General features: G+C 45.4%; 15 protein-coding genes. 6 read left to right on the forward strand and 9 right to left on the reverse strand.

Annotated elements, in window-relative coordinates; genetic code table 11:
* Positions 1–20 precede the first annotated feature (20 nt).
* The 9 genes from yjgA to DFP81_RS14585 form a co-directional block, all read right to left on the reverse strand.
* Positions 21–554 (reverse strand): ribosome biogenesis factor YjgA, encoded by a 534-nt coding sequence (gene yjgA / locus DFP81_RS14545; RefSeq protein ID WP_115898633.1) that lies wholly within the window; start codon positions 552–554, stop codon positions 21–23.
* A 6-nt stretch (positions 555–560) separates the two neighbouring features.
* Complete coding sequence (mgtE, locus tag DFP81_RS14550) at positions 561–1,913, reverse strand: magnesium transporter (RefSeq protein ID WP_115898634.1); 1,353 nt, start codon at positions 1,911–1,913, stop codon at positions 561–563.
* Between the two features lie 8 nt (positions 1,914–1,921).
* Entirely contained in the window at positions 1,922–2,191 is a 270-nt protein-coding gene (locus DFP81_RS14555) for an HPr family phosphocarrier protein (protein WP_115898635.1), read from the reverse strand.
* Between the two features lie 11 nt (positions 2,192–2,202).
* Entirely contained in the window at positions 2,203–2,652 is a 450-nt protein-coding gene (locus DFP81_RS14560) for a PTS sugar transporter subunit IIA (RefSeq protein WP_115898636.1), read from the reverse strand.
* An 18-nt stretch (positions 2,653–2,670) separates the two neighbouring features.
* Positions 2,671–4,149: an RNA polymerase factor sigma-54 gene (locus tag DFP81_RS14565; protein ID WP_115898637.1), complete on the reverse strand. Its 1,479-nt coding sequence runs from the start codon at positions 4,147–4,149 to the stop codon at positions 2,671–2,673.
* 75 nt (positions 4,150–4,224) lie between these two features.
* Positions 4,225–4,950 (reverse strand): LPS export ABC transporter ATP-binding protein, encoded by a 726-nt coding sequence (lptB, locus tag DFP81_RS14570; protein ID WP_115898638.1) that lies wholly within the window; start codon positions 4,948–4,950, stop codon positions 4,225–4,227.
* The gene (gene lptA / locus DFP81_RS14575) at positions 4,951–5,469 is read right to left on the reverse strand and encodes a lipopolysaccharide transport periplasmic protein LptA (protein ID WP_115898639.1); all 519 of its coding nucleotides are present in this window, start codon (positions 5,467–5,469) and stop codon (positions 4,951–4,953) included. It abuts the gene before it with no gap.
* Positions 5,453–6,019 carry an LPS export ABC transporter periplasmic protein LptC gene (gene lptC / locus DFP81_RS14580; protein ID WP_115898640.1) on the reverse strand — a complete coding sequence of 189 codons (567 nt, stop codon included), beginning with the start codon at positions 6,017–6,019 and terminating at the stop codon, positions 5,453–5,455. Before lptC ends, lptA begins: the two co-directional genes overlap by 17 nt.
* On the reverse strand, positions 6,019–6,981 hold the full coding sequence (locus DFP81_RS14585) for a calcium/sodium antiporter (RefSeq protein ID WP_115898641.1): 963 nt from the start codon (positions 6,979–6,981) through the stop codon (positions 6,019–6,021). The genes lptC and DFP81_RS14585 overlap by 1 nt, the downstream gene beginning before the upstream one ends.
* Positions 6,982–7,206: 225 nt before the next feature.
* On the opposite strand from DFP81_RS14585, the gene DFP81_RS14590 reads away from it, so the two are divergent.
* From DFP81_RS14590 to murA, 6 genes are all read left to right on the forward strand, one after another.
* Positions 7,207–7,953, forward strand: a complete 747-nt coding sequence (locus tag DFP81_RS14590) for an ABC transporter ATP-binding protein (RefSeq protein WP_425453669.1) — start codon at positions 7,207–7,209, stop codon at positions 7,951–7,953.
* Positions 7,950–8,732: a lipid asymmetry maintenance ABC transporter permease subunit MlaE gene (mlaE, locus tag DFP81_RS14595; protein ID WP_115898643.1), complete on the forward strand. Its 783-nt coding sequence runs from the start codon at positions 7,950–7,952 to the stop codon at positions 8,730–8,732. The genes DFP81_RS14590 and mlaE overlap by 4 nt, the downstream gene beginning before the upstream one ends.
* Before the next feature lies 1 nt (position 8,733).
* On the forward strand, positions 8,734–9,201 hold the full coding sequence (gene mlaD, locus DFP81_RS14600; protein ID WP_115898644.1) for an outer membrane lipid asymmetry maintenance protein MlaD: 468 nt from the start codon (positions 8,734–8,736) through the stop codon (positions 9,199–9,201).
* Between the two features lie 9 nt (positions 9,202–9,210).
* Positions 9,211–9,825, forward strand: coding sequence for an MlaC/ttg2D family ABC transporter substrate-binding protein (locus DFP81_RS14605; protein WP_115898645.1), 615 nt, complete (start codon positions 9,211–9,213; stop codon positions 9,823–9,825).
* Positions 9,826–10,027: 202 nt separating this feature from the next.
* Positions 10,028–10,264, forward strand: a complete 237-nt coding sequence (locus DFP81_RS14610) for a BolA family protein (RefSeq protein WP_115898646.1) — start codon at positions 10,028–10,030, stop codon at positions 10,262–10,264.
* 23 nt (positions 10,265–10,287) lie between these two features.
* Positions 10,288–11,550, forward strand: a complete 1,263-nt coding sequence (gene murA / locus DFP81_RS14615) for a UDP-N-acetylglucosamine 1-carboxyvinyltransferase (RefSeq protein WP_115898647.1) — start codon at positions 10,288–10,290, stop codon at positions 11,548–11,550.
* The last annotated feature ends 1 nt before the right edge of the window (position 11,551 follow it).

Genomic DNA, 11,551 nt, shown 5'->3' on the forward strand with positions numbered 1-11,551 from the left:
TTATTAGATTTGGCTTTTGGTTAATCCATCAGGCCTAATTTCTTTTCTTCAGTTTCTCTCAAGAAACGGAATAATTTTTTTCTATTTGTGGTGTTGCCTTGCTGTGAGACTTCCTTTTGGGATAGACGAATAAGCTGGCGTAGTAGCTGAATGTCTTCCACTTCAGGGTGTTCTTCTAGGTATTGAGCAAGTGCTTCTTTGCTGTTCTCTCCAATAAGCGTGTCTCGTTTTAACTCTAGTTGGTGAAAAAGCTTGTTGTAGGCTGCTGAGGTTGTGTCGAACATGGCAACGCGGCGCGCGATGGATTCATGGTCTTCTGTGCGCATCACTTTACCAATGTATTGCATGTGGCGGCGCATGGCTTCACGCTGCTTAATGCGATCGGCTTCAGCCAAAGCTTCTCTTAGTGTCTCAGACATCTCAACTTTTTTCTGCTGATTTTTGCTAAGGCCTAGTAGTTTCTTACCCAGCTCTTGGAGTTCTTCCATTTCACGCTTGATCTGCGTTTTGCTTTTAAAGTTTTCGTCGTCATCAAATTGATCAAAGTTTGTCATGGGAACCTATACTAAAAAGAGAGTGGCGAGACCAAGGAAGGCTAAAAAGCCAACAACATCGGTCACAGTGGTCAAAATTACACTGGCGGCTAGCGCTGGGTCAATGCCCAGTTTCTTAAGAAATATCGGGAGCAGTGTGCCAGTGAGGGCGGCAAAAAACAGATTTATGATTGTCGCGCTTGCAATGATATAGGCAATCTTTATGTTGTCAAACCAAACTGCAGTTAAAGCGGCAATAACCGTCGCCCATAGCAAGCCATTTAGCAGACCAACGATCAATTCACGATTTAATAGCCACTTTGTGTTGGTGGCACCTATCTGATTTAAGGCGATACCGCGTATCACTAGGGTGAGTACCTGAGAGCCTGCAATGCCTCCCATGCTGGCGACAATGGGCATTAATATGGCGAGCGCAACGACCTGATCTAAGGTGTGTTGAAAGAGGCCAATTACATAAGAAGCAATAAAGGCGGTCACTAGATTAATGCCAAGCCACACGGCGCGTCGTCGCGTGGTTTTTAAAATGGGGGAAAAAGTATCTTCATCATCGTCCAGACCCGCCATGCTTAGCATGGAGTGTTCCGCTTCATCTCGTATTACATCTACCACGTCATCGATCGTGATGCGGCCGAGTAGCTTTCGAGTTTTACCATCGATAACCGGCGCTGAAACCAGGTCCATTTTTTCAAACAGCTGAGCGACCTCGCTAGCAGGGGTTTCGGCTTCTATTACCGTGTTATCGGTTTCCATAATATCGCGGACTGTGGCGTTGACGTCAGCGACTAATAATTTGGTGAGGGGCAGTGAGCCGAGCAAGCGATCAGAGCGGCTTACCACCAATAAGTTGTCCGTCATGTCGGGTAAGGTGCTATGGCGACGTAAATAGCGGAACACGATATCCACTGTGATGTTCGGACGTATGGTGATGGTGTCCGTGTTCATCAAGCCGCCAGCAGAATCTTCTGAATAGCTGAGCAGCGCTTCCACACGCATTCGGTCTTGGCTCGACATGGAAGCCAGGACTTCTTTTACAACTGTCTCTGGTAAGTGTTGTAAAAGGTCGGCAAGGTCATCGCTTTCAAAGTGTTCAGATACCGCTACTAAGCGTTCTGTGTTCATGTTTCGCATGAACTGAACACCAATGTCCTCGCTTAGGTATTGGAGGACGTCACCTTCATTTTTTGAGTCGATTAAATCCCACAGTAGTTTACGTTCTTTCGGTGGGGAGGATTCAAGTAAGCGGGCAACATCTTGTGCGGGTAAGGCGCCATTCAAAAGATAGCGGATTTGCATGGTGGCACCGGACTCGAGTGAGTCGGTGACCGTTTGAAGGTGAGCTAAAGTGGTTTGTTCTGGCATGGCTATCCTTACTCGTCTTCGCCGAAGCGATCATTGATCAAGCTGATAACCGCTTTTAAGGCTTCCTCTTCATCTTCTCCATTGGTTTTAATTTTGATATCCGTGCCTTTACCGGCGGCAAGCATCATCATGGCCATAATGCTTTTTCCGTCAACATTACGACCATCTTTCTCGATAGTAATGTCAGAAGAAAAGCGCGATGTGGTTTCTACCAGTTTTCCTGCTGCACGAGCATGAAGGCCAAGTTTGTTGATAATTGTGACGGGCTCTTCCAACATACTCTTTTCCTTTATAGTAATGAGTTTAGCTTAGCATAGAGGGCGTCATTGCTGTCGGCTTCTCTAAGCGCGTTTAATAGGGTTTCGGACTGCGCCAATTCAGCAATTTCTGCCAGTGTGGCTAAGTGCGCATCACATTCTTGTGGCGGCACAATTAGTGCAAAGACGAGATCAATCGGTTTTCTGTCCACTGCATCAAAATCAATGGCCGATTGTAATGAAAGAACAACGACAGCTGTGTGATTTGCGCTTTCTAGACGGCAATGGGGAATGGCGATGCCGTTGCCTATGCCTGTGCTGCCCAATTTTTCGCGTCCTAGTAATGCTTCATAAATAGCTTCTTTGTTGCAGTGAAGGCGATTGGCTGCAACTTCAGCCACGCTTTCAAGGATGCGTTTTTTACTAACAACATCTTGCTTTGCAAAAACAAGGTCTGCTTTTAATAATGATTTTAATGGCATAAAAGGTCGTTGTCCGTATTAAATCAATCGTTTGCGTTCATTTGAAGGAGGAATGTTCATTGCCTCGCGATATTTTGCCACGGTTCGCCGTGCTACTTGTATGCCTTGGTCGGCCAATATGGTTGCTAGTTTATTGTCGCTTAGGGGTTTTTTTGCCGGTTCTTCTACAACCAGTTTTTTAATCATGGCTCTGATGGCAGTAGAGGAGCATTCCCCACCTGATGCGGTATTCACATGGCTTGAGAAAAAGTATTTTAACTCGAAAATGCCTTTAGGGGTATGCATGTATTTTTGTGTTGTGACGCGTGAGATAGTGGATTCGTGCATTCCCACTTCTTCTGCGACATCATGCAACACCATTGGTTTCATGGCTTCTTCACCCAGCTCAAAGAAATCTATTTGTCGATTTACGATGCAGCTAGCTACTTTTAGCAAGGTTTCATTGCGGCTTTGTAGGCTCTTCATAAACCATTTGGCTTCTTGCAATGAATTCTTTATGTAGGTGGCGTCTTCGGAGGTGGCGGCGGTGCTTGCCATGGCAGAATAGGTTTCATTTATTTTGACCGGCGGCAGAGCGTCGTTGTTTAGCTCAACTTGCCAAACACCATTGTGCTTTTTCACTGATACATCTGGAATCACGTAATCGGTGTCATCAGCATCAATAATAGAACCGGGTCGAGGATTGAGTTGTTGGATCAAGTCAATCACTTCTTTTAAGGCGTTTTCTTTCAGCTTGGTCTTGCGGCCTAATTGTGCGAAATCACGAGTGCCGAGTAAGGCGAGGTGATTATCCACTAGGTTGTAAGTGCTTTTATAGAGAGGGTGGTCGCGGAATGCTTCGAGTTGAACAAGTAAGCAATCACGTAAATCAGTGGAGCAGGCTCCCGCGGGGTCAAAACGTTGCAAGCGGTGCTGCACGGCGATGACTTCATCAAGTTCCAGCTCTTCTAGCTCGCTGCTTAGTGATTCCCAAATGTCTTCAGGGGTGATGCTTAAGTAGCCGTCAGATTGAACACATTCAATAATGGCGTAGGCTATTTCAATGTCACGATCGGACATGTGAGTAAGGTTTAGTTGCCAAATTAGGTGGTCTTGAATGCTTTCAGCCGGAGCGTTGCGGCTTTCGTAGTCGCTTTCGCCTTCGAAGTTGTTGCTTGAACCACTGCTGGCGGCAGCGGAATTCTGATAGGTGTCATCCCAGTTGCTATCGATAGAGAGTTCTTCAGGGATGCTATCTGTCCATTCAGACTCGACGCGTGCTTCTTCGCTGGCGTTTGGCTCTGGTTTCTTGTTGGCCGGGTCATCCTCATCTCTCGTTGTCGACTCTGAATGGGTGTAGTCTTCATCGTCAATTTCTAGTAATGGATTAGATTCTAGAAATTCATGAATTTCCTGTTTCAGGTCTAACGTAGACAGCTGCAGCAATCGAATTGCTTGTTGCAGCTGGGGAGTCATGGTCAGCTGTTGACCGATTTTGAGTTGCAAAGACTGCTTCATAAAGAAACGCTTCTAATAAAAGATAATTGGAACGAGTTATGCATACTACTCCCTTTCGGCTGCAAAGATAAGAGGTTATAGACGGAAGTCGTCTCCTAAATAAACCTTTTTTACTTGTTCATTGTTTATCACAGTGTCGGCGTCACCTGAAGCAATTATTTTGCCATTACCTACGATATAGGCTTTGTCACAAATGTCTAATGTTTCGCGCACATTGTGATCGGTGATGAGCACGCCAATGCCACTTTCTTGCAGGTGCTTGATGATTAGTTTGATGTCGCCTACTGAGATTGGGTCAACCCCAGCAAAGGGTTCATCTAGTAAGATGAATTTGGGGTTCATCGCCAGCGCACGGGCTATTTCCACGCGGCGTCGCTCGCCGCCAGACAGCGCCATTCCTAAATTACTGCGAATGTGAGTGACATGAAATTCTGTTAGCAATCCTTCCAAACGTTCTTTTTTTTGAGCTGTGGATAGCTCTTTACGCGTTTCTAAAATGGCGTAAATGTTGTCTTCAACGGACATTTTTCTAAAAATAGATGCTTCTTGTGGTAAGTAGCCTATGCCTTTTTGAGCGCGTGTATGCATGGCGTTTTTAGTGATGTCTTGGCCATCGATAAAAATCCCGCCAGCGTCGTTCGCTACCATGCCAACTATCATGTAAAAGCAAGTGGTTTTGCCGGCGCCATTGGGGCCAAGTAAGCCCACCGCTTGACCAGACTCTACCGCAAGAGAAACGTCTTTAACGACTTGTCTTTTTTTGTAGCTTTTCGCCAGGTTTTTTGCTTCTAAAAGGGCCATTTACTTCTCTTTGCTTGTTTTTTCGTTGTCTGCTGGCTGTAGTGTCATAGAGACTCGGCCTGTGCCTTTCTTCTGGGCGTTAAAAGTGCCGGAATCAATATTATAAAGAATGTAGTCAGCCGTAATTTTATCGTCCATCTTGTTGAGATATCCGTTGCCGAAAATTTCCAGCTTAGAAGTGGTGACTTGATAATCTATTCTGTCGCCACGACTGATCATCATGTTGCCACTCCAATCGATTTGTTGACTGAACTTGGCTGGTCCACCGGTGGCGACCAATTTGCTGAATTTGCGTGTTTTAGGGTCGCTGGTGACTTTTAGGTATTGGGCTTGGATTTCGATGCTGCCTTGCTTTACGAACACATCGCCTTTATAAGTTGCCTCGCCTGTTTTTTGGTCTAGGAAGGCTTCGTTTGACTGTATCGTCAGCGGCTTTGTTAAGTCGTCAGGCAGAGCAAAAGCGTGTTGGCTTATGATTAAGCTGGCCAGTAGTGCGCTGAAGTTAATGAGTTGTTTCATACTGTCCTCGTACGGATCCTGTCATGACGACTTCTTCTGAATTAATGTAAGTAACAATGGTCGTTGCGGTTGTCTTGCCTTGGGTTGAATGCAAAACGGCATTACCACTGCTTGTTAATGATTGATTGCTGTCTAAGTAATGAATGTTGTCAGCGTTAAGAATAATGTCAGGAGATCCTATGGCTTGTTTAACCGCGACGGCATCATCGGTTAACAGGATATCATGACTGCCGTCCTCTATTATTCCTTTTTTTCCATTGGCATGCCAAGACCCTGCGGCTTCATGCCGTTTTACTTTTGGATTGTCCAATAAAGTTCGGGATTCTTGGCTGTAGTGCAAAGCTTGTGTGGCGGTCAGTGTCTCTTGGATCATGCCATTTTCAGCAAACTCTTTGGCGTTAATATTGGTGATGAAATAGTCTGGAGTGCTGCTGAGCTTTTCCGTTGGGACTAATGATTGCGTTAAGGGGTTGTCAGCAAAGAATATGCCGCAAGCAAGCGCAATGACGGAAGCGCCAATGAGTATGTTTTTGGCGTTGAGTGACATCATTAGGCGGCGCTTCCTGTGCTAACAAGGAACAAATACAAGGCATAGGAGCCGACCAGCGGAAGACCTACCCAGCGTGGCACACTGACGTGTTTGGATTTGCTGTAAACAAAGATTAATAATGAAAGGGCAAGGGTCAAGCCCAAGACCCAGTAATAATCACGACCAGCTGCATTTTGGTCAATGAGGCCAGGAGCGATTAGTCCAGGCAGCGGCAAGACTGTTGCTAAGTTAAAAATGTTAGAGCCGATGATATTACCAATGGCTATGTCGTGGAGTCCTTTGCGCACGCTACTAATCGACGCGGCCAGTTCAGGCAAACTAGTGCCAACAGCTACTATGGTTAAGCCGATCACTAATTCGCTGACACCCAGTCCTTTTGCAATACCAATGGCGCCCCAGACAAGCAGCTTTGAACTGCCGATTAATACAGCCAAGCCAATGAGGGCAATGATCAGTGATTTCCAGATTGGGCTGTCATCGTCGCTAGGAAGTTCGTCTTTTAATTCTTCTTCTAGGTTTTTGCTGCTGCGCAATAAGGTGTATAGCACAATCACAAAAGCAACTAGAAGAATGACGCCGTCGCTGAAACTTAAATAGCGGTCGTGTAATAACCAACCAGCAAGTAAGGTGATACCAATTACCAAAGGGACTTCTTTGGTGGCCAGTCCTTTTGTCACCGGGATGGCTGAGAAAAATAAGGTGACACCAAAAACCAAGGCGATATTGGCAATGTTGGAGCCAAGAACGTTACCAATGGCGATTTCTGGCGCATTATCGAAAGCGGCGATACCGGAAACCACCATTTCAGGTGCTGAGGTGCCAAAGGCAACTAAAGTTACACCAATTATCATAGGGTTAACATTGAGTTTTTCGGCAACCAGCGCCGCGTGTTCAATGAATTTGTCAGAACTAAGGATGAGTAGGACTAATCCTACAATAAGAGCAGCGGAAAACAGCAGCATAACCTTGAATTTACTCGTAAATTAAATGAGCCCCCATTTAATGAGGTTTACGGGTTAAATTCAAGACTTGATCTTTGAAACAATTTCGCATCTAGTTGCGCCGAGATTCTCTTTGTTAAAAGCGAATGGTACTATCCGGCGATACTTTAATAAGGACTAGAAGGTGAATCAGTGCTAGATGTGTATATAAAAGTGCAGAATCTAAGCTTCTCTAGGGGCGATAGAGTGATCTATGAAGATGTTTCATTGACCATTCCTAGGGGAAAAATCACTGCTGTAATGGGCCCCAGTGGAACAGGTAAAACCACCTTGCTGCGATTGATCGCGGCACAGTTGTCCCCGGATGGCGGTGAAATCCAGGTGGATGGGCAAAATGTACACACTTTATCGCGTTCGGCTTTGTATAAAGTTCGTGAGAAAATTGGCATGCTGTTTCAAAGTGGTGCGTTATTTAGTGACATGACAGTGTTTGAAAACGTGGCGTTTCCACTTGAAGAGCACACAACACTGAATGCGAATGAAATTAAAAAAATTGTATTAGAGAAACTCCATAGTGTTGGCTTGCGTGGTGCGGCCGCATTAAAACCCTCAGAACTGTCTGGCGGGATGGCGCGACGGGTAGCTTTGGCTCGGGCCATTGCTCTTGATCCTGAGTTGGTGATGTTTGATGAGCCTTTTACGGGTCAAGACCCAATATCGAAAGGGGTGCTGGTTGAGTTGATTCGTAAACTTAATGCTGCCGACGCAATTACCTCAGTGTTGGTTTCCCATGATGTGGAAGAGTCACTGTCAATAGCAGACCATGTTTGTATCTTAGCCGGTGGGCGTGTGATAGCAGAGGGGACCCCGGATCAAATAAGGCGTTCTGAGAATGCGCAAGTAAAACAATTTCTACATGGCGAGCCAGATGGGCCTGTGCCATTTCATTATCCAGAGGATCTTGGCTTGGAACAAGGTGGGGTGTCGCAATGAAAGGTTTGATTTCTCTTGGGGCTTGGTTCTTCGATTGGCTCGAAGCCATTGGTCGCGCAGGCATTTTCTTGTTTCAGAGCCTGTTTCGTTTGCCTGTGCGCTGGGGTGAGGCCGTTAACTTGTTAGTACGCCAACTCTATTCGGTTGGGGTGTTATCTCTGGTTATTATTATTGTTTCTGGAACCTTTATAGGCATGGTTTTGTCGCTGCAGGGTTACAGTATCTTGGCAAAGTTCGGCTCAGAAGATTCTGTAGGGCAGTTGCTGGCATTATCATTGCTGCGTGAATTGGGCCCAGTAGTGACTGCGCTTTTGTTTGCTGGTCGCGCCGGTTCTTCATTGACCGCTGAAATTGGTTTGATGAAGGCAACGGAGCAATTATCCAGTTATGAAATGATGGGAGTCGACCCGTTACGTCGTGTTATTGCACCGCGTTTTATAGCGGGTGTCATTTGTCTTCCTCTGCTTAGTATGGTGTTTTCAGCCGCGGGTATTATTGGTGGTGTGTTAGTGTCAGTTGGCTGGCTGGGAGTAAGTGACGGTTCTTTTTGGTCGTTAATGCAGCAATCTGTGTATTTTGACACTGACATACTAAATGGTTTGATTAAAGCCTTGGTGTTTGCTGTCGCCATAACGTGGATTTCAGTCTATCAAGGGTATGAGTGTGTTCCGACATCGGAAGGCATAGGTAAAGCGACAACGAGAACGGTCGTATTAGGCTCATTGGCCGTTTTGGCATTGGATTTTGTGTTAACCGCTGCGATGTTTGGAGATTTTTAGGATGAGAAGTAAGCGCGCTGAATTATTGGTTGGGTGTTTTATTGTGTTGGGCTTGGCCGCCTTTGTTTATCTTGCGGTACAAGTAAGTGGATTGGGCTTTAGCAGTCAAAAAGACACTTATCAGATCGTGGCTCGATTTGATGATATAGGTGGTTTGAGTGAGCGAGCTAAAGTGACGATTGCGGGCGTTACCGTAGGCAGTGTCGACTCTATTAGCTACGACAAAGATTTGTACATGGCGAAAGTGACCATGAATATTGAGTCTGATGTGAAGAATATTCCTGATGATAGCTCCATTGCTATATTGACGAGTGGTCTGTTGGGGGAGAAATATTTGGGTATTTCCATTGGAGCAGAAGACAGAATGCTGCAAAACGGTGATGAAATTCACGATACTCAATCTGCTTTAGTGTTGGAAAATTTGATTAGCCAATTCTTGTTTAATAAAACAAGTGGTTCAGATAAATAAGGGTTAAGTATGTCGAATCTAATAAAAGTTATTGTGATGCTAGGGGGCTTGGTTTCCTCGGCGTTATGGGCGGGGGAAGAAGCAGCCCGAGATACGGTTGTTGGTGTGGTGGATTCGTTTCGTACCGATATCATTGCCGATAAAGCAGAATTGGCAAACAACCCTGAACTGTTGGCTCAACGCATCGACAAAATTTTAACGCCAGTGATTGATTTTGATGACTTTGCTAAAAAAGTGATGGGTAAATATTACCGTCGAGCGACACCAGATCAGCGGGAACGTTTTGCCACGGTCACCAGAGACACCTTATTAAAAACCTATGGCGGCTCTTTGTTGGAGCTTGATCCAGACAAAATTAAAATTTTGCCGTTAGGGCCTCAACGTAAAGGCCGCGAAGTAAAGGTTGATGTGGATTTTCAAATGGCCGACGGCAGTCCATTGAACCTGAACTTCTTTATGGAAGACTACGGTAGTGACAATTGGAAATTAAGCAATGTGGTGATTAATAATATTAATTTTGGGCTTACATTCAGAAAGCAATTTGCTGTTATGATGCAGCAGAATAAGAACAAAATTGATGCCGCGATCGATGCCTGGAAACTTTCTTTAGAGAAAAAGTCTTAAGCTATTATTGGCTAAGCGAGACAAAAAATCCGAAGCTGACTTATTCGCTTCGGATTTTTTTTTGTCAGAATGGTGCTAAGGAAGTCGTACGAACGACAAAACAGACATTTTTTTTACGGTGAGTTGAGTGAATGGGTGTTAAGAAGTTGACGCGACTAAGGTAGAATAATGAAATCTATGAATATTTAATATTGGAGCGATTGTGAACGCGAGTGAAGTGAAGGCACTTTTAGAATCTACTATCAATGATTGCGAAGTTACGGCAGAAGGTGAAGGTTGTAATTTTCGAATTGTTGTTGTTTCTTCTGAGTTTGAAGGAATGTCTACGGTTAAAAGGCAGCAACTGGTTTATTCACATCTTCAAGACGCGATTTCCAGCGGGGCGATCCATGCCGTTACCATGAAAACTTACACCCCAGAACAATTCAGCACGCTATAAAAAAATTAGAAGAGATTACATATATGGATAAGCTACTGATTACCGGTGGTACGAAACTGAAGGGTGTTGTGCGTGCTTCAGGCGCAAAGAATGCTGCGCTGCCTATTTTGGCTGCCACCTTGCTGACAAAAGAACTGATTACAATTAAAAATCTGCCGCATCTTCATGATATTACTACCATGCTGGAATTGCTTGGCTCCATGGGTTGTGGTGTTGTTGTCGATGAGAAAATGAGTGTTCAACTGGATATTTCTACCTTGAATAACTCTGAAGCACCATACGAATTGGTGAAAACCATGCGCGCCTCTATTTTGGTGTTGGGCCCATTGGTCAGTCATTTTGGTAAGGCAACCGTGTCTTTGCCTGGTGGTTGTGCGATTGGTAGCCGACCAGTGGATTTGCATTTGCGTGGTTTGGAAACCATGGGTGCGACTATATCTGTAGAAGGTGGTGATATTGTTGCCAGTGTCGATGGTCGTCTTAAAGGTGCAAGAATCTTCTTCGATAAGGTGACGGTTACAGGTACTGAAAACCTATTGATGGCTGCGACCTTAGCTGATGGGCAAACGGTACTAGAGAATGCCGCGAAAGAGCCAGAAGTGGTGGATCTTGCCAAGTGTTTGATTGCAATGGGCGCTAAGATTGAAGGTCACGGCACAGATACGATTACCATTGAAGGGGTGGAGAAACTGCACGGTACTTCTTACCCAGTGATGCCTGACCGTATCGAAACCGGCACCTTTTTGGTGGCCGCGGCCATTACTGGCGGCAAGGTAAAAGTCATTGATACGGATGTTAAATCGTTAGAAGCGGTATTGGCCAAGTTAGAAGAAGCCGGGGCAAAAGTGAGCTGCGGTGAAGATTGGATTGAAGTGGATATGGAAGGGCGTCGCCCGAAAGCGGTAAACATTAGTACCGCGCCATACCCAGCATTCCCGACTGACATGCAAGCGCAATTTGTTGCCTTAAACTCGGTGGCCACAGGGGTCGGACGAGTGATGGAAAATATCTTTGAAAATCGCTTTATGCACGTGGATGAAATGCTGCGTATGGGGGCGGATATTGAGGTGAATGGCAACACGGCGATTGTGCGTGGTTGTGATTCTCTGAAAGGGGCGCCAGTCATGGCCACTGATCTTCGCGCTTCGGCCAGCTTAGTATTGTCGGCCCTAGTCGCAGAAGGCGATACTAAGATTGACCGTATTTATCACATTGACCGTGGTTATGAGTGTATCGAAGAAAAATTCGGTGCGTTGGGTGCAAAAATTTCGCGAGTATTAAATTAGC

Source organism: Marinomonas pollencensis (assembly GCF_003387375.1).
GTDB lineage: Bacteria > Pseudomonadota > Gammaproteobacteria > Pseudomonadales > Marinomonadaceae > Marinomonas > Marinomonas pollencensis.

What these genes read in the sequence shown, in the direction of transcription:
- yjgA (WP_115898633.1), bottom strand. Translation starts at nt 554, where the DNA reads ATGACAAACTTTGATCAATTTGATGACGACGAAAACTTTAAAAGCAAA.
- mgtE (WP_115898634.1), bottom strand. Translation starts at nt 1,913, where the DNA reads ATGCCAGAACAAACCACTTTAGCTCACCTTCAAACGGTCACCGACTCA.
- DFP81_RS14555 (WP_115898635.1), bottom strand. Translation starts at nt 2,191, where the DNA reads ATGTTGGAAGAGCCCGTCACAATTATCAACAAACTTGGCCTTCATGCT.
- DFP81_RS14560 (WP_115898636.1), bottom strand. Translation starts at nt 2,652, where the DNA reads ATGCCATTAAAATCATTATTAAAAGCAGACCTTGTTTTTGCAAAGCAA.
- DFP81_RS14565 (WP_115898637.1), bottom strand. Translation starts at nt 4,149, where the DNA reads ATGAAGCAGTCTTTGCAACTCAAAATCGGTCAACAGCTGACCATGACT.
- lptB (WP_115898638.1), bottom strand. Translation starts at nt 4,950, where the DNA reads ATGGCCCTTTTAGAAGCAAAAAACCTGGCGAAAAGCTACAAAAAAAGA.
- lptA (WP_115898639.1), bottom strand. Translation starts at nt 5,469, where the DNA reads ATGAAACAACTCATTAACTTCAGCGCACTACTGGCCAGCTTAATCATA.
- lptC (WP_115898640.1), bottom strand. Translation starts at nt 6,019, where the DNA reads ATGATGTCACTCAACGCCAAAAACATACTCATTGGCGCTTCCGTCATT.
- DFP81_RS14585 (WP_115898641.1), bottom strand. Translation starts at nt 6,981, where the DNA reads ATGCTGCTGTTTTCCGCTGCTCTTATTGTAGGATTAGTCCTACTCATC.
- mlaE (WP_115898643.1), top strand. Translation starts at nt 7,950, where the DNA reads ATGAAAGGTTTGATTTCTCTTGGGGCTTGGTTCTTCGATTGGCTCGAA.
- mlaD (WP_115898644.1), top strand. Translation starts at nt 8,734, where the DNA reads ATGAGAAGTAAGCGCGCTGAATTATTGGTTGGGTGTTTTATTGTGTTG.
- DFP81_RS14605 (WP_115898645.1), top strand. Translation starts at nt 9,211, where the DNA reads ATGTCGAATCTAATAAAAGTTATTGTGATGCTAGGGGGCTTGGTTTCC.
- murA (WP_115898647.1), top strand. Translation starts at nt 10,288, where the DNA reads ATGGATAAGCTACTGATTACCGGTGGTACGAAACTGAAGGGTGTTGTG.